Annotated in this window: 14 protein-coding genes and 1 pseudogene; 5 read left to right on the top strand and 10 right to left on the bottom strand. The window is 64.8% G+C overall.

Translation table 11 applies throughout. From position 1 onward, the window contains the following. Positions 1–44 precede the first annotated feature (44 nt). The gene (locus tag NK1_RS06450) at positions 45–2,225 is read right to left on the bottom strand and encodes an MMPL family transporter (protein ID WP_245660369.1); all 2,181 of its coding nucleotides are present in this window, start codon (positions 2,223–2,225) and stop codon (positions 45–47) included. Between the two features lie 241 nt (positions 2,226–2,466). Here NK1_RS06450 and NK1_RS06445 point away from each other — a divergent pair. After that, positions 2,467–3,186 (top strand): annotated as a pseudogene (locus NK1_RS06445) (SDR family oxidoreductase); the annotation flags it as partial. Positions 3,187–3,330: 144 nt separating this feature from the next. Continuing rightward, positions 3,331–4,086, top strand: coding sequence for a TetR/AcrR family transcriptional regulator (locus tag NK1_RS06440; RefSeq protein ID WP_245660368.1), 756 nt, complete (start codon positions 3,331–3,333; stop codon positions 4,084–4,086). A 12-nt stretch (positions 4,087–4,098) separates the two neighbouring features. On the opposite strand, the gene NK1_RS06435 is transcribed toward NK1_RS06440, so the two are convergent. Genes NK1_RS06435 through NK1_RS06405 form a run of 7 tightly spaced genes read right to left on the bottom strand, consistent with a single transcriptional unit; the run spans position 4,099 to position 11,517 of the window. Further along, positions 4,099–5,052: an amidohydrolase family protein gene (locus NK1_RS06435; protein ID WP_063007645.1), complete on the bottom strand. Its 954-nt coding sequence runs from the start codon at positions 5,050–5,052 to the stop codon at positions 4,099–4,101. Next, positions 5,049–6,047 carry a 4-hydroxy-2-oxovalerate aldolase gene (gene dmpG / locus NK1_RS06430; protein ID WP_439955931.1) on the bottom strand — a complete coding sequence of 333 codons (999 nt, stop codon included), beginning with the start codon at positions 6,045–6,047 and terminating at the stop codon, positions 5,049–5,051. Before dmpG ends, NK1_RS06435 begins: the two co-directional genes overlap by 4 nt. Continuing rightward, on the bottom strand, positions 6,047–7,012 hold the full coding sequence (locus tag NK1_RS06425) for an acetaldehyde dehydrogenase (acetylating) (RefSeq protein WP_063007644.1): 966 nt from the start codon (positions 7,010–7,012) through the stop codon (positions 6,047–6,049). Before NK1_RS06425 ends, dmpG begins: the two co-directional genes overlap by 1 nt. Further along, positions 7,009–7,812 carry a 2-keto-4-pentenoate hydratase gene (locus tag NK1_RS06420; protein ID WP_063007643.1) on the bottom strand — a complete coding sequence of 268 codons (804 nt, stop codon included), beginning with the start codon at positions 7,810–7,812 and terminating at the stop codon, positions 7,009–7,011. The genes NK1_RS06425 and NK1_RS06420 overlap by 4 nt, the downstream gene beginning before the upstream one ends. Continuing rightward, on the bottom strand, positions 7,809–9,626 hold the full coding sequence (gene mhpA, locus NK1_RS06415) for a bifunctional 3-(3-hydroxy-phenyl)propionate/3-hydroxycinnamic acid hydroxylase MhpA (RefSeq protein WP_084460630.1): 1,818 nt from the start codon (positions 9,624–9,626) through the stop codon (positions 7,809–7,811). Before mhpA ends, NK1_RS06420 begins: the two co-directional genes overlap by 4 nt. Further along, on the bottom strand, positions 9,623–10,651 hold the full coding sequence (locus NK1_RS06410; RefSeq protein WP_063007763.1) for a VOC family protein: 1,029 nt from the start codon (positions 10,649–10,651) through the stop codon (positions 9,623–9,625). Before NK1_RS06410 ends, mhpA begins: the two co-directional genes overlap by 4 nt. A 2-nt stretch (positions 10,652–10,653) precedes the next feature. Then, positions 10,654–11,517, bottom strand: coding sequence for an alpha/beta fold hydrolase (locus NK1_RS06405; RefSeq protein ID WP_063007762.1), 864 nt, complete (start codon positions 11,515–11,517; stop codon positions 10,654–10,656). A gap of 245 nt (positions 11,518–11,762) precedes the next feature. Between NK1_RS06405 and NK1_RS06400 the strand changes: the two genes are divergently transcribed. Next, complete coding sequence (locus NK1_RS06400; RefSeq protein WP_167354232.1) at positions 11,763–13,160, top strand: wax ester/triacylglycerol synthase family O-acyltransferase; 1,398 nt, start codon at positions 11,763–11,765, stop codon at positions 13,158–13,160. A 35-nt stretch (positions 13,161–13,195) separates the two neighbouring features. Here the strand turns inward: NK1_RS06400 and NK1_RS06395 are convergent, their stop codons facing one another. Both NK1_RS06395 and NK1_RS06390 read right to left on the bottom strand, forming a co-directional pair. Further along, positions 13,196–13,906: a hypothetical protein gene (locus tag NK1_RS06395; RefSeq protein WP_157104108.1), complete on the bottom strand. Its 711-nt coding sequence runs from the start codon at positions 13,904–13,906 to the stop codon at positions 13,196–13,198. A 41-nt stretch (positions 13,907–13,947) separates the two neighbouring features. Next, complete coding sequence (locus NK1_RS06390) at positions 13,948–14,352, bottom strand: hypothetical protein (RefSeq protein WP_063007641.1); 405 nt, start codon at positions 14,350–14,352, stop codon at positions 13,948–13,950. A 77-nt stretch (positions 14,353–14,429) separates the two neighbouring features. Here NK1_RS06390 and NK1_RS06385 point away from each other — a divergent pair, with 77 nt between their 5' ends. Together NK1_RS06385 and NK1_RS34235 are read left to right on the top strand one after the other, a co-directional pair. Then, a complete protein-coding gene (locus NK1_RS06385; RefSeq protein ID WP_218023068.1) occupies positions 14,430–15,743 on the top strand; it encodes an NADH:flavin oxidoreductase in 1,314 nt (437 codons plus the stop codon). Positions 15,744–15,747: 4 nt separating this feature from the next. Then, the gene (locus tag NK1_RS34235; RefSeq protein WP_167354231.1) at positions 15,748–16,245 is read left to right on the top strand and encodes an EthD domain-containing protein; all 498 of its coding nucleotides are present in this window, start codon (positions 15,748–15,750) and stop codon (positions 16,243–16,245) included. Positions 16,246–16,750 lie beyond the last annotated feature (505 nt).

Genomic DNA, 16,750 nt, shown 5'->3' with positions numbered 1-16,750 from the left:
TCCGTCGGCACGCTTCGCAGCGATATCGCCGATGCGGCAATCGTTCACATTTCCCTTCCCCCTTCCGCCCGATGCGACGAAACAGTCTGTCCTGCTACAGGTTCGATGTCGACGATATGTTCACGTTCGATGTCCGCGCCCTCGATGTCTAGGTCGGGGACGTAGCGGCCGAACCAGTGCGGGTGGTACCACATCCGGTCGCCGACGAGCGCCATCACCGCAGGTACCAGCGTCAGTCGAACGACGAAAGCGTCGAGGAGGACCCCGACGGCGAGAGTGAACGCCAGAGGCTTCACGATGGGGTTGTCGACGGTCGTGAAGGCGACGAAGACGGCGAACATGATGAGCGCCGCAGCAGTCACGACCCGCGCCGAGTGCGCCACACCGTTCTGTACGGAGCGGACGGCGTCGCCGGTGCGGGTGTACTCCTCCTTGATCCGTGACACCACAAAGATTTGGTAATCACTGGAGAGGCCGAAGATGATGGCCAGGGTGATGATCGGCAGGAAGCTCAGCGTTTGTGCCTTCGTGACGTCGAACAGGCTTCCGCTCCAGCCCCATTGGAAGACCGCGACCTGCACGCCGAGCGCCGCGAAGACCGACAGAATGAAACCGGCCACCGATGACACCGGCACCAGGACGGTGCGGAATGCGATCGTCAACAGGGCCAGCGCCAAACCCACAACGACCACGAGGAATACCGGCAATGCCGCACCCAACCGCTCCGAGGTGTCGATATTTGCCGCAGTCGTGCCACCGACGAGATATCGTGCACCCGTATCGCTTTCGATGCCGGCGCGATCGTCGCGCAGACGATTCACAAGGTCGGTGGTAGCAGAGTCCGCGGGGCCGGTCTTGGGGACAACCTGGATCAGAACCAGCTTGTTTGCGCTGGCAGCAGGCTCGACTGCCGCGACGTTCGGTTCTTGTTGTATGCGGGTCATCAGGGTGTGCGCGGCGTCTGACGTTGTGGCGTCCGACAGATCTGCCACCACCAGTAGCGGCCCGTTGAATCCGTCTCCGAACGAGCCACTTACCAGCTCGGAGGCCTTGTGTGCGGTGCTGGATTCGGGTTGGGAGGCACCATTCGGCAGCCCGAGATCCATCCGGAGGGTCGGGATAGCCAGAACGCCGAGAACCGCGACGCCGAGGACGAGAAGCGGGATACGGAATCGGGTGACGAACCGACCCCATGCGTGCCCGCAGGTGCGTTCGGGTTCGTAGGAGGCTATACGCGCCACCTCTTCGGGCTTACCGGGCTGCAAGGGTGGCTTGATGAATGTCGCAACCGAGCCGCCGGCGTAGGCCAGCAACGCCGGCAGGAGCGTCAGCGCGACCAGCATGGCGACAAGTACCGCACCCGCCGCGGTGAGGCCCATGACGGTGAGGAACGGAATACCGGCAACGGTCAGCCCGCACAGTGCGATGATCACTGTGACCGCAGCGAACACCACGGAGCTGCCGGCGGTGCCGATGGCCAGCGGAATCGATTCCGCCGCAGTCATTCCCAGCATAATATGGTGCCGGTGCCGAGACAGGATGAACAGGGCGTAGTCGATCCCGCACGACAGTCCCAACATCAGCGCCAACGACGTTGCGGCCGAGGGAACGTCGACGAAGGCGGCGACACCGAGAATTCCGGTGAGCCCGATTCCGACGCCGACCAATGCAGTGATGATCGGCAGCCCCGCCGCGACGACGGCACCGAAGGTGATCAGCAGGACCACGAAGGCCGCAGCGATCCCGAGACCTTCCGGGGTGTGCGGAATTTCGGCCGCCGAGCCCGGATACACTGCACCCGCGAACTCCACCTCGAAGCCGTCGTGCCGCACGGTTTCCGCAACGCGTGTCACCGCATCGAGCGTGGTTTCGTCGACGTCACCGGCCGACACCGAGAATTGCACACTCCCCAGCGCGACATGCTGGTCCGGCGAGACGGCCTGGGCCTGAAAGGGATCCACGACGGTTGATACCTGCGGAAGTCTCTTCAGGTCCGACATCACCTGCTCAATCCGGTCGGTGACCTGCCCGTCGGTCACCTTCTTCGCGCCCGGCGTGGCGAACACCACCTGCATCTGCGCGCCGCTGTACGCGGGCATCCTCTGCTGCAGCACGGACACGGCGTCCTGCGACTCCGTGCCCGGCACGGTGAAATTGTCGTTCGTCTTGCCGCCCGTTCCGAGAGCGAACGTGATGGCAGCAGCGAGTAGTGCGACCCAGATCACCAACACCCATGACCGGCGACGAACAACCACCTGCCCGAGAGCGAACAAATACCGAGACATGCGGGTCCTCTCGCTGATATGTCTACCGCCGTCGACGGAACGATGTCGTACGAAAACCCTATCTGATATATTCATCATATTCGATGTGATCGTCAACACCGGTGGGAGTCGGTGGCCACGATCAGCGTGTGGAAGCCCATATCCACAGGGACTCGGGGCATCGACGCACAAAAGGCCAGACGCTTCTTTCGGCTTTCTGCACAATGCCGTCCGGACACACGACTGCCGCGGAAGGAATCTCGTACTGTGCGCCCGTCGCGTCGAGCGACTCGAGCGTTTGCGCACCGATCTGCTGCGCTCACACCCCGGCATCACCGTGACGGTCGCGCAGCTGGATGTGAACGACCACGACCAGGTGTTCGCGGTATTTCGCGGGTTCGAGCGCGAACTGGGCGGCATCGACCGGGTGATCGTCAATGCGGGAATGGGCAAGGGCCAACCGATCGGTACCGGCCATTTCGACGCGAATCTGCGGACCGCGAACACAAATTTCATCGCGGCGTTGGCACAGTGCGAGGCGGCGATGGAGATCTTCCACACCCAGAACCACGGCCACCTGGTGATGGTCTCGTCGATCAGCGCGCTGCGCGGGCTACCAGGCTTCATGTCGATCTACTCCGCGACCAAGGCTGGTGCCGCAGCCCTCGCCGAGGGCATTCGCGCCGACACGCTCGCGTCACCGATCACTGTCACCACGCTGTATCCCGGGTACATCGAGTCGGAGTTGAGCGCGCGGGCCACCAAGTCACCGCTGATGTCCTCGACCGAGAAGGGCGTGCGAGCCATGGTGAAGGCCATCGAACATGAGGCCGCCGAGGCGAAAGTTCCCACCTGGCCGTGGATTGCCCTCGGATTCGCGCTGCGTTACCTACCGTTGCGTCTGGTTGCGAAGATGAGCTGAGGAGCGCGATCAGCCACTTGTTCGACGAAGACAGAGCCATCGGCCTCGGCCGCCCATGCCGCCCGAACCCTTCCACTCAGCGGGTACTACGCGCCACTGCCCGCCATAGGTTCGCCTCCGATCACGACACCGAACAAAGGCGGCATGCGGATCGCCGGTTCGATGTCGCGCACGCCACAACCATCGATTCCGCCCACGATCGACTCTGATACTTTCGTCAGATACGATTCTGGTAACGATCGGGATGGAGAGAGGGAACCAATGGCGGCAGAGCCCGTGGTGCGCAATCGCATCGATCGGCGCCGGGAACGCACCCGCAACGCTCTGTTGGGGGCGGCGCGGAAGTTTTTGTCGGAGGGGCGCTCCGCGGTCAGCATTCAGGAGATCACCGATGCCGCCGATGTCGGGTTCGGGTCGTTCTACAACCACTTCACCTCCAAGGAAGAGCTTTTCGACGAGGCTGTGCGCTCGGTGTTGCAGGTCTACAGCGAGATGCGCGACGAGATCGTTGCGCTCTACGACGATCCGGCGGAGGTGTTCACGGTCAGCTTCCGTATGACCGGACGGTTGCAGCGGCAGATTCCCGAAGGCGTTCGGGTGATCCTGAATTCCGGGATGTCGGTGTTGTTACGCGATGAGGGTCTGGCCCCGCGTGCCCGCCGCGACATCATCGCCGCGCAGGAGGCGGGACGGTTCGAGCCGATGGACCCCGATACGGCGATCATGGCCGCGGGCGGCGCGTTGCTGGGGCTGTTGCAGCTGCTCGACGCACGACCGGATGCGGACGTCGACGCACTGACCGACGAGATGGCGTTCCATGTGCTGCGCATGTTCGGGATGACCAAGCGCGCCGCACAGAAACTGACCACCAACCCGTTGCCGCCACAGCCGCAGCTCTGAGGGTTCGTATGGCTAGCGGTGGGGGTACTCCTTCGCCAGGCGGGGAAACAGATCGAGCGCGTTTCCGCGGTTGATCGCTGCACGGCCGGTGTCTTCGAGCCCGGGATAGGCGTCGAGTTGGCCGGTGAAATAGCCGACGGCGAGGTCGGGCGCGAATGGCCAATCGGAGCCGAAGAGGACATGTCCGGGTTCGGCGAAGGCCAGCAGGCTCGGCAGTGCGGCCGGGCTCGCCGATAGGGCGGTATCGAAGTAGAAGCCGGCGAGGTCCGCGAGGGTTTCGAGTGGGTTACGCCCGGTTTCGGCAGTGATCGCGGCGGCGATGCGGTGGGCGGCATAGGGCACGAACCCGCCCGCGTGCGACAGGATGAAGCGGATGTTCGGGTAGCGTTGTGGGACACCTCGCAGCACGAGATTGGTTGCAGCGCGGGTGGTGTCGAGGAGGAAGTCGGCCGCGAAGGGCGGGATCCCCGCGACCTCGGGGCCCGGCAGATCCGAGGGGTGCACGAATGCCACGGCGGCCCGCTGATCGAGCTCGGCCATGACCGGTTCGAGGCGTGGATCGCCCAGATAGATTCCGTGCGAGTTCGCAAGCAGCACCACACCATCGGCGTTCAGCTCGTCGTATGCGTGGGCGATCTCCCGCACCGATCCCTCGACGTCGGGCAGCGGGACGGTGGCGAACAACCCGAACCGGTCCGGGTGCTCGCGCACCAGGTCGGCGCCGGTGTCGTTGACTCGCCGCGCCCACACGCGCGCAGGGCCGTCGTCGCCGAGATGGGTACCCGGTGTGGACAGCGACAGGATCGCGGTGGCGATGGAGTGTCGATCCATCAGTGCGAGTGCGGTTTCCGGGCTCCAGTCCGGTAGATCGCGCCCGCCCGGTGCGACGACGCCGTTCTCGCGCAACCAGTCTGCGTAGTCTCGGGGCACGATGTGCTGATGGACATCGATCCGGTCGGCGGTCATCGCATATCCAGGGCGATGTCGACGATCATGTCCTCCTGGCCGCCGATCAGTCCGCGGCGACCTGCTTCGGTCAGCAGCGTCCGGACGTCGACTCCGTATGTCGCGGAGGCCTTTTCGGCGTGGCGGAGGAAGCTGGAATACACGCCGGCGTAGCCGAGGGTCAGTGTCTCGCGATCGACCTGCACCGGGCACTGCATCAGTGGCCGGATCAGGTCGTCGGCGGCGTCGGTGAGCGCGTCGAGGTCTGCCGCGTGTTTCCAGCCGGACAGATCGGCGACGGCGACGAAGGCCTCCAGCGGTGTATTACCCGCTCCCGCACCCAAGCCTGCCAGCGAGGCATCCACGCGGGTCACGCCCTCCTCCACGGCGACGACGCTGTTCGCGACCGACAGAGAGAGGTTCTGATGAGCGTGGATACCGATCTCGGTGTGCTCGTCGAGCACCTCACGGTAGGCGCGCACCCGGTCGCGCACACCGTCCATGGTGAGCCGCCCACCGGAGTCGGTGACGTAAACACACTGTGCACCATAGGATTCCATAAGCTTGGCCTGCGCGGCGAGGCCGCCGGGTGTGTTCATGTGGCTCATCATCAGGAATCCGGACACATCCATGCCGAGGTCGCGCGCGTAGGCGATGTGCTGGGCGGCGATGTCGGCCTCGGTGCAATGGGTCGCCACCCGCACCGACCGCACGCCGAGATCGAAGGCGCGGCGCAGATCGTCGGTGGTCCCGATGCCCGGCAGCAGCAGGGTGGTGAGCCGCGCATGGGTCAGCGCCTCGGCGGCGGCCCCGAGCCATTCCCAGTCGGTGTGGCTGCCCGGGCCGTAGGTGAGGCTGCTGCCGTGCAGGCCGTCACCATGCGCGACCTCCACGGCATCGACCCCGGCCGCATCCAGCGCGGCCGCGACCGCCGCGACGGTGGCCGGGGTGATGCGGTGCCGCAGCGCGTGCATGCCGTCGCGCAGCGTCACGTCTTGCAGAAAGACTTCTGTCATCACACACTCTCCGAGGTGGTCGAGGCCGCAACCGGCAATGCCGCCGCGGCGAGGCGTTCGGCGACTCGCAGCGCCGCTGAGGTCATGATGTCGAGGTTTCCGGCGTAGGCGGGCAGATAGTGGGCCGCGCCCTCGACCTCGAGGAACACCGATACCTGGTGGGTGACGGCGGTGTCGCCGACCAGCGTGCGCAATGCGGCGTCCGGGGCCAAGGGGGTGATCTGGATGTCCTGCTTGAGCCGGTAGCCGGGCACGTAGGCCGCCACCTCGGCGACCATCGCGTGAATCGATTCCCGTACGGCCACATCGTGTTCCGAATCCGGATCATTGATCAGAGCCAGCACAGTATCGCGCATCATCAGCGGTGGCTCGGCCGGGTTGAGGATGATGATCGCCCGCGCGCCCGCCGCGCCACCGACCACCTCGATGGCGCGCGATGTGGTTTCGGTGAACTCGTCGATGTTCGCCCGTGTGCCGGGACCGGCGGACTTCGAGGCGATCGAGGCGACGATCTCGGCGTAAGGCACCTCGCTGATCCGGGAGATGGCGGCCACGATCGGAATCGTGGCCTGCCCGCCGCAGGTCACCATGTTCACGTTCGGTGCGTCCAAGTGCTGGTCGAGGTTGACCGCGGGCACCACGAACGGGCCGACCGCGGCGGGGGTCAAGTCGATCAGGCGCTTGCCGTAGGGCGCGAGCGCGGCCGCATTGGCCCGGTGTGCGCCGGCGGAGGTGGCGTCGAAGATGATGTCGATGTCGCCGAAGTGCGGCATGGCGATCAGGCCATCGACACCGTGTGCGGTGGTGGGCACACCCAGCCGGTCGGCGCGCGCGAGCCCGTCGGAGGCGGGATCGATACCCACCACGGCGGCCATCTCGAGAGTGCCGGACAGGCGCAGCACCTTGAACATCAGGTCGGTTCCGATATTTCCCGACCCGACGACGGCGACTTTGGTACGACTCATGATTGCTCCCACGTGAAGTCGACGGCACCGAGTGTCTGTGTGCCACTGAATATCTCGGACCGGACCAGGGCTCCTGGGCGCAACGCCGCCATAGGGCCGAGCGCGCCCGAGAGCACGATCTCACCGGCTCGCAGCGGCTGCCCGAGATCGCGGGCGGTACGAGCCAGCCACGCCAGAGCGTTGAGCGGATCACCCAGACAGGCCGAACCCGTTCCGGTGGAGACGATCTCGCCATCGACGGTCATGTTCATTGCGATCTCGCGCGGCTCGAACTCCTCGAGCGAGAGCCGCTCGGTGCCGAGCACGAACCACCCGCTGGACGCATTGTCGGCGACGGTGTCGGCGAAACTGATGTCCCAGTCTGCAATGCGACTGTCGACGATCTCCAAGGCTGCGGCCGCGTACTCCACCGCGCCGCGCACGCTGATGGCGTCCAGCTGCTCGAGGTCGAGATCGGCGCTCAGCACGAACGCCAGCTCGGCCTCCACCTTCGGTTGCAGCAATCGAGGACGTCGCGCGAGCGGCGCGTGCGCGACGTCCATGGTGTCGAACAGGACCCCGAAGTCGGGCTGGTTCACACCCAGTTGCTGCTGCACCGCCGGTGAGGTGAGCCCGATCTTGCGGCCCACGGCCCGCTCGCCCGCCGCGAGCCGTCTGCGGGTACCAAGGCTCTGCACTGCGTACGCCGACTCCAGATCCTCGGGTCCGATCAGATCGCGCACCGGTGGGACAGGGACTCCCAGGATAGTGGCACTGTCCAGACGCTGCGCAGCTGCCCGCACCCCCGTTGTCGTAGTCATCGAGCCTCCTCGTAGCGGTGGTTGGAAGGCTCCGCGATCGACGGGTTCGAGCCCGATGCCGTCGGTATCGAATCCGAGATCGCCAGGGCGGAATCTGCCGTGTCCGGACCGGATTCGGCAGGCTCGGCCGCCGTCCCCATGAGTTGCCGGAAGAGTTCTGCGATCAATGGCCCGCCACTGCCTGCCGTGGCGGTGCCGAAGACGAATCTGTCAGGGCGCAACAGCATCAGTCCCCCGGCGCGGACGCCGGCCTTGGTGAACCATCGCGACAGTGTGCCCGTGTGGTCCTCGATGTCGGCGAAATCCGCACCGCTGGTGCGCCCATCGCCCGGCGAGCCCTGCGGTCGTCCCCCGATCGGGTACACAGTGACGAACCGGGCGCCCAGCGCGCGCAAGACTGCCAGGTCCTCGCCGCTCAGCGCGGCGCGGGGATCAACGCCGTAGCCGAGGACCGAGAAACCCAAGCCGAGCACATCATCGAAGCGGCACAGACGGCCGTCGTAGGTCCGTACCTCCGGCTGCGGGGCCAGTGTGCCCTCCACCCCGCGCCATCCACGCCACCCGCGGCGGGGCAAACCCAGGTAAGCACCGTGACGGAATCGCGGACCCGGCTTCATCTTCGCCGCACGGATCCATCCGCCCAGACCGGGCACTCGCAACGCGGTGGTGAGCGCGATATCCCGAGCCCCGGCGACCAGCTTGTTGTCGATGGAGACCAGAGCCTTGTTGAACACCGACAGATCGATCATCGCCTTGGCGTGCGGGGCACGCTCGGATTGGTAGCTGTCCAGAATCCGGTGGTCGGCACCTTGTTTGATGATCGCCGTCAGCTTCCACGACAGGTTGTCCGCATCGCGGACACCGGCATTCATACCCTGCCCGATGAACTGGGGGGTCATGTGAGCGGCGTCGCCGGCGATCAGGATTCGGCCGACCCGCCAGCGCTCGGCGATCACGGCGTTGAAGGTGTAGACCAGCTTGCGCAGCACTTCGACCTCGTCCGGGTCGACATAGCGAGAAATGTGGCGGCGGACGGTGTCCGGGTCCTCCATCTCCTCCTTGGTCTGCGACTCGGTGAGCATGAACTCGAATCGGTGATGCCCGCCCGGTTGCGGACACGACACGATCGGCAACTCGGGGTCGCAGACGAAGTCGAAGTAGGGCAAATGCCGGAAGGCGTCCACGCCGTCTTTCGCCTTCAGGTCCACTACCAGCCAGCGTTCCGGGAAGCTGGTGCCGGTCATATCGATGCCGAGTTTCGTACGCACGACGCTGCGACCACCATCGCAGCCGACGAGGAACTTCGCATGCACTCGCTCGGCGGTGCGCGGGTCGGGTTCGGTGGCGCGCCTGCCGTAGTCGGTGCCCCGGCATTCGGCATGCTCGACGCTGACACCGTCGGTGTTCTGGTCGAACTCCACCACCTCACGCCCACGCCGCACGGTCACATGCGGGTAGCGCTCGAGGGCACGCTCGAGGGTGTTCTCCAGATACGGCTGGTAGAGGAAGTTGACCACCGGCCACCCCAGCCGCCGCTCGGTCTGATGGAACTGCACCAACACCGATCCATCACTTCGCACCCACTGCACGGTCGAATCGATGTTCATGTCCGCAGCGAGTTCCTCTGCCGCACCAGCGGTTTGAAAGACTCGCATGCCCTCGTCGTCGGTATAGACGGCGCGGGCCATCCCGTAGTATTCGGGCTCACGTTCCAGCACCAATACGCTCACCCCGCGCCGACCCAGCAGGTTGGCGAGGGTGAGGCCGGTGGGTCCGAGCCCGACGACCACGACGTCGTAGTCGACAGTGTTCATCTCGTCAGTCCTCCTGCCAGTTCGGGCACGGTGATCTCGGGGGTGGACGCGGTCCGTAGGGCCTGACGGAATTGCGCGAATTTGGCCAGCACTGTCTCTCCCACTGGGGTGTGGCCCCAGATGCTGATCCCCTGATAAGTGGTCGGCTCCCAGGTGGATTCGAGCTCGGGCCCGATCACGATCGGGTTCCAGCCGACCTCCAGCTCGAATCCCGAAGGGGTCACGCAGTAGAAGGACAGCTCACGGTCGTTGGTGTGCTGTCCCACCGACCACTGCATGCGGAATCCCAGATCGGTCACTCGCTGAAACGAGGCGAGCATGTCATCGAGGCTCGCGGACTGAATATTGATGTGCTGCACCCGAGTTCGGATAGGGTCGATCTTGATCCCGCGGATGTTGGCGATAGCGATCGAGTGATGCCGTTCGTTGACGCGCAGGAACCGGATCTTCATCTTCAGTCCGGAGACGTTCTCGTCGATGTAATCACTGAGCCGGGAGTCGAAGACCGTCTGATAGTAGCCGCGCATCGCCTCCGGTTCACGGGACACGATCGCCACGTGCCCCATCCCGGCCTCGCCGGTGACCCAGCCGGAGCTGAGCATCCGCAGCGGTTCCGGGGTGGTCACCGGGACCGTGAAAATCTCTTGCGCAATGCCTTTCGGCCCGGCGAAACGCCACAACCGCTCCACACCACGCAGCGCCGCTTCCTCCTGAGTGCCTTCGTCGATCGGCACGCCCCGGGCGGTGACCCGCGCGATGATGCGGTCGAAGGTCTCGTGATCATCGACCTGCCAACCCAGTGCCGTGACGTCCTCCGCGGGGCCGCGTCGGATGAGAAAGCGGCAGGACCGATCGTCGAGCCGGAAACGCAGCGTGTCCAGGTCGAGGCGTTCCACGTGCATGCCGATGGCGTCCGCGCCGAAGCGCTGCCAATCGGCCATCCAATGAGACTGCACGACAATGTATCCCAGATGCACCGCACCGAATACCGAGCCATCGTTACCGGGACGCAGGAATTGGCTCATGATCACGCCTCGAGAAACGCGGCGGCCAAGGTGTTGAACAGCTCCGCACGTTCCCACTGCACCCAGTGCCCGGTATTCGCGGCGAGGTACAGATCGCAGTTCGGCATCGCCTCCGCCAGCATCCGGCCGCCGTCGGGCCGGTTCACCTTGTCGTCGGCACCCCAGATCACCAGCGTGGGCTGGGCGACCTTCTTCAGGCGCGAGTCCCGGGTGAAGTCCATGCGCCACAAGGTGCGCAGCGCCAGCGGGCCGGACGGACGACGCAGCGGCGGATGAGCGATCACTTCGGGGTCGATGCTGGCCCGGAAGCGCTCCTCGATGAGTTCCACCGGCACCGCATCGCCGTCGAAAACCAGGAACTCACGGATGAACCGGGTGATCTTCTCGCGGCTCGGCCCGCTACCGGGATAGTAGTTCAACAGCTCTTGCAGGCCCGCGGTCGGCAGTGCACGCGTGGTGCCGACACCGCCGGGACCCATCAGGATCATCCTGCCGACCTTTTGCGGTCGATCGATCGCCAGCCGCAGGGCCGCAGCGCCACCGTAGGAGTTGCCGATCAGATGCGCGGAGGCGATCCCGAGTTCGTCCAGCAGTCCGCCGACCGCACGCCCGAGATAGCCGAATGGATCCGACTGATCGACCCACTTCTCCGACCGCCCGTAACCGGGCATGTCCGGAATGATCACCCGGAACCGCTGAGCCAGCGCCTCGACGTTGCGCGAGTAGTTCGACAACCCGGTCGCGCCCGGCCCACCTCCGTGCAACAAAACCACCACCGGACCGGATCCGGTCTCGCTGAAGAAGAGCTCACGCCCGCCGACCCGGACCGTCCGCCCGGTCCCGACACCCTTGTCGATGCTCGTCATCACTAACCTCCACGGCTCTATTGATGAAATCATCAGTTACGATCAACGTCCTGTCAAGTAGCAACTGATGAAAACGTCAAAATTCCCTCGACGGGCGGGGATGCATGGACCTCGTCGATCGCAGACGTCTTCATAATTTGACTGACGACGTCATACATGATGAAATAATCAAAAGATAACTTCATGCGCCGCTGACGTCGCTTCGAATTCACTGTCGAGCGCGCACGCGCATGAAGGGGGACACTGTGGGCAGTCCACCGAGCCGCCACCACCTCGCGGTCGACGATTCGTTCTGGACCTGGCTCGATTCACCGGAAACGCCGATGCATGTCGCGGCATTGGCGATCTTCGAATCCGACGCCGAGCCAGCCGACCTGGTCGCGCGGCGTATCGCGACCGCGTTCCGGAACCGCACCGACATGGAGGGGCGATTCAGAACCCTGATCAGAGCACGCCGTTTCCCACGGCGAGCCCGGCTGCACGCGGCGGGCACCGTCGAGATCGACTACCACCTGCTGGAGCACACATTGCCCGCTCCCGGCGGCGAAGACGAACTGGCACAGCTCATTTCCCACCTGCACTCGATGGCGCTCGACGAGCGTCGCCCGATGTGGGAGGTCCACGTGATCGCCGGCCTGCAGCACAACCGGTTCGCCGTGTACCTCAAGGTCCATCACGCATTGATCAACGGCGTCGACGCGGTACGCCTGCTCGCCCGATCCCTGGCCACCGACGCCGGGTCCCGAATTCCGGATCCGGTGTGGGCGTTGCGCAGGACAGCTCACCCCGGGCCCGACAGTGCCGACAACACGGCACGGCCCAGCCGGTTCCGAGTGCTGATCACATCTTTGCGGGCCGCCGCCCGCTTGTGGAGGGCTGGGCGCACTGATTCACCATTGGTCGGTCCGTTCCAGGCTCCGCGATCGCCCCTCAATTCCGGTGATGTCGCTCCGGATCGTCGCGTCTGCACCGCGTCGATCGAGTTGGACCGGGTCAAGCTGCTGTCGAAGCTGAGCCGCAGCACCGTCAATGACGTCGTGCTGGCAGTCTGCTCCGCCGCACTGCGCCGATATCTGCTCGACATCGGCGGATTGCCCGCAAGCCCGCTGGTGATCGGCTGCCCGACCTCGATCAAGGCATCGCCAGGATCGTCGAGGAGTTCGGTGGGCATCATGTTCGTCGACTCGGCCACCGACCAGTCCGATCCCGGCATCCGGCTGTCGGTCATTTCCCGCTCGACCACGGCCGCGAAAGCTCATCTGGCGACCCTGCCACACGAGGCCCTCGTGAGCCACTCGATCCTTGCCATGGCGCCGCACACGCTCCGGCAACTCATCCCCCGCGCGGTCGGGCGCTGCGCGCCGATGTTCAATATGATCATCTCGAACGTCCCAGGCCCGGACCGGCCCCGCTACCTCGCCGGAGCACGGATGGTCGCTCTGTATCCGCTGTCACTATTGTTCAGAGGCGAGGGACTCAACATCACCGCGGTGTCTTACGACGGGCGGATGCACCTGGGCTTCACCGCGGGCGGGCCCACGCTATCCCAGGTTCATCTCTTCACCCGCTATCTCGAGACCGCGATGGACGAACTCGAAAACCATTACGCCACTGTAATTCCCGATCTCGGCCGTCCCGCGTGAAAGCTACCCCGAGCCGGGACCGAGCGGCGGTGATGTCATCGATTGTGTATCACGGCGACCGACCGCTCGACCGTGTAGGCGTGCGCCGCGGTGAGCACGCGGGCCTGATCGCCGATGACGGCCGACACCCCCCGCGAGTCCATCAGCTCGACCAGGTGATCGCGACTGCTCGCACCGATCACCAGCGCACCGTGGTACTCGCGGGACGCCGGATTATCATGGGAGACACCGGGAGTCATGTGAGCGAGTGGAGTGTACGGAAGGAACGTGTACGTCCTGAGGTCGCGCGCGCCCGCCGCATCCAGGGCAGGGCCGAGCTCCGCGTGCACGAAGCGACGGAATGCGCGTCCGCTCACACCGCGGCGTCGCCGCAATAACACAGCGGTCCGGTGCAACTCGGCATCGTCATGACCAGCAGTCCACCACCGTCCACCATGCGGGCCGGTCAGGTGACCGAACACGCGCTGGAAAACGTTCTGCTCATCGAGGAAGACCCCCCGCATGTGCAACGGCGTGGTCAGGGCAGCGATGGCCAGACTGCGCAACCGCACCTCCGCGAATCCGTCCATTCGCCACGACGGCGCAACCAGGGTTCCCACTCGCGGCGTCGCCGGCCAATACCCGTGGTCGGTGGGCGAAAATTGGCGTTGGATGTACTCGAGGAGGTGCGGATGCTGCTTGACGATCTCAGCATGCGGGCCGGCCCAGTAGGCCGTGGCGACTTCGCGTGGCATGTCGTCACGCAACGACACCGGATACAGCGCCGAGCTCGTGCGAATGCAGTCCGTCATCGTCCACTCTCCTTGTCGGCGAGGGCCAGAACCCCGGCGAATTGTCTGCTGCGGGACAAAGCCTGCACCCTCAGTGTCGACCAGATCCCGCGCAGCATCTCGAGCGCTCGCCACCTCGCTGGAAACACCAGAGTATCGGTACGAGTCACCATGGCCGCGGCCATCGCTGTCCCGATGGACTGCGTGGTGACCTGGCGCTCGCGCAGACGGGGGACCATCTTCTCGTATTCGTGGGCGGCCTCACCGGTCCGGAACGTGCGATGCGGGACGCCGACGCCGGCGTTGACGACCACCGTGTCGTAACCCCCGAATCGGTCCTCGACCGCTGCCGAGGCCGTACAGAGCGAGCCCAGGTCCCGGACGTCGGCTGCAATGACGCGCCCGGCGAGATCTCCGTGCATTTCAGATGCTCCTAATGATGAATCAATCAGCTGTGACCCTAGCATCACATTACGCCTAGCTGATAACCTCATCACACTTGATCGAATGCAGCACAACCGGAAAGGGGTCCGAGATGGCCGCCGGCCTACTGAACGAACCTCTGGAGATCGGTACCATGCGCGTCGAAGGGCGTCTGTATAAGTCGGCGACCAGCGAAACCCGCGCCACCACAGACGGTTTCGTCACTGATGATCTACTGTCCTTCTACGAGCCGATGGCGGCGGCAAGAACGCCGATGATCGTCACCGGCAACCTCTACATCTCGCTTCAAGGCAAATCAGCGGGCAGGCAAGCGGGAATCGACCACAACGACAAGATCCCGGGCCTGCGCGAGTGGGTCGAGGTCGCCCACGCCGGGGGCAGCAAGCTGGTGGCTCAGCTCAATCACGGCGGACGGCAGATCGCGAAGCTCGCCCCGGGCGCGGATCGCATCGTCTCCGCATCCAACGTCCGCGAACCGTTGTACGGGACCAAGCCCTCACCGCTACGGATCGACGAAATCCCCGGTGTCGTCCAGAGTTTCGTCGCGGCCAGTGTCAGGGCGCGAGAGGCTGGCTTCGACGGCGTCCAGATCCACGCGGCCCACGGTTACCTGCTCAGCCAATTCCTCACCCCACATACCAATCGGCGCTCGGACGAATACGGCGGTCCCCTCGACGCACGCGCCCGCCTGCTACTCGAAGTCCTGCACGCCATGCGGGAACTACATGGCGACGACTACCCCATCCTCGTCAAGATGAACGGCACCGACGATCTGCCCCTGCGACGCGGCGCGACGACACCCGAACTGGTCCGAGTCGCACAGTGGCTGCAGGACGGCGGCGCTGACGCCATCGAGATCTCACGCGGCCACTACGAGTCGTGGCCCGGCATGGTCCAGGGCAACTACCGCGGCTTCCTGAAGGCGAGCGTCACCGCCGGAGCCGGCATGCAGTCCCCTCGAATCCGCAAGCTCGCGATCCGAGCTGCCGCCCCGCTGGTCGAACGAGTGGCTCGACACCTGCGTCCTCCCCAGGAGGGGTTCAACCTCTCCTACGCTCGCCGCTTCACCGAGGCGCTCGACATTCCCGTGATCGCGGTCGGCGGCTTCCACACCAAGGAGGCCATGGAGGCGGCCATCAGCAGTCGCAGCGCCGATGCCGTCTCGGCAGCCAGAGCCTTCATCGCCGATCCCTACCTATACCGCGCCGTCACCGGAGACCTGCTCGAACACCCTGTCTGCGGCTACTGCAACGGATGCATCGCCCGGTTCAGCGGATCACGAATCGACTGCTACAGCAACGACATTCGCGCACAACGCGAAACAATGCTGCGCATCGCGGGCACGAATTCCCACCAAGAACAAGGATGAGATATTGAACGAGAACACATTCCGGACCGCAAGCTCGAGGCGCGCGTTCATCGGCGGCGCGGCAGCGGCGGGACTCGCTGCCGTCCTGGCATCTCATCTGCCCATGGCGGCCGCTGACACCTCAACAGGCGGGCAGGTCAAACTGGTGTGCGTCCTCCGCCGTCGACTGGACATGACGCCCGACCAGTTCAACGACTACTGGCTCAATGTCCACGCACCCATCGCCATCAAGGCCCTCACAACCCTCGGCGCGACCCGCTACATCCAAAGTCACACGATAGACACAGCCCTCAACACCACCATCGCCGCGTCCCACAACACTGGCCCAGCCTACGACGGCATCACCGAAGTCTGGTTCCCCTCCGAACAAGAACTGATCGCTGCGATCGCCACCCCCGCCGGGATACAGGCCAACCAAACGCTGGCCGACAACGAGAAGGAGTTCGTCGACCTGCCCCGTTCTTCATACTTCATGACCAAGGAGTACGTAAAGATCGGCTAGCCACTGGAGCCACTCGACAACGAACGGGTTGCGGCGCTTCGCCGATCCCGAAGGCATTCACGATCAATCGACACCGAGCAAGTTCCTCGCCACCAGACCAAGAACACGAACTGTGTCGGGCTCTCGCCGCTCGTCGGCAGGGAGAGTTCCAGGACTGATTGAACCCGGCCTCCGCCACATCCTGCGATCAGAGGGGTAGCACCCAGCGCTCGCAATCCCAAGTGTTCCATCCGGTTTCACGAAACCGCTGGCAACCACACGTTCTGTGATCTACCGCCTGGAACACAGCGCACGCCGAAGCATCATGCTTCTCCGTGATGCCAAAGAAGATGCCGGAGACCTCGAGAAGAGTTGATGACGGCCCTGAACCTGCTGGTCAGGGCCGCCATCATAGCAGCGGGACAGGATTTGAACCTGCGAACCTTTGGTTATGAGCCCGACGCGGGCAGCCGACCGCGCCTTCCCGTCCCACCACATCCCGCCCGAGTACGGCCCACTCGTCCGC

The organism is Nocardia kruczakiae NBRC 101016 (assembly GCF_001612965.1).
Lineage (GTDB): Bacteria > Actinomycetota > Actinomycetes > Mycobacteriales > Mycobacteriaceae > Nocardia > Nocardia kruczakiae.
This window is presented reverse-complemented; position numbering and strand designations above follow the sequence as displayed.

Excerpts from the sequence above, each read along its gene's own strand:
- NK1_RS06440 (WP_245660368.1), top strand. The coding sequence starts at position 3,331 with ATGCGGATCGCCGGTTCGATGTCGCGCACGCCACAACCATCGATTCCG.
- NK1_RS06435 (WP_063007645.1), bottom strand. The coding sequence starts at position 5,052 with ATGACCGCCGACCGGATCGATGTCCATCAGCACATCGTGCCCCGAGAC.
- dmpG (WP_439955931.1), bottom strand. The coding sequence starts at position 6,047 with ATGACAGAAGTCTTTCTGCAAGACGTGACGCTGCGCGACGGCATGCAC.
- NK1_RS06425 (WP_063007644.1), bottom strand. The coding sequence starts at position 7,012 with ATGAGTCGTACCAAAGTCGCCGTCGTCGGGTCGGGAAATATCGGAACC.
- NK1_RS06420 (WP_063007643.1), bottom strand. The coding sequence starts at position 7,812 with ATGACTACGACAACGGGGGTGCGGGCAGCTGCGCAGCGTCTGGACAGT.
- mhpA (WP_084460630.1), bottom strand. The coding sequence starts at position 9,626 with ATGAACACTGTCGACTACGACGTCGTGGTCGTCGGGCTCGGACCCACC.
- NK1_RS06410 (WP_063007763.1), bottom strand. The coding sequence starts at position 10,651 with ATGAGCCAATTCCTGCGTCCCGGTAACGATGGCTCGGTATTCGGTGCG.
- NK1_RS06405 (WP_063007762.1), bottom strand. The coding sequence starts at position 11,517 with ATGACGAGCATCGACAAGGGTGTCGGGACCGGGCGGACGGTCCGGGTC.
- NK1_RS06390 (WP_063007641.1), bottom strand. The coding sequence starts at position 14,352 with ATGCACGGAGATCTCGCCGGGCGCGTCATTGCAGCCGACGTCCGGGAC.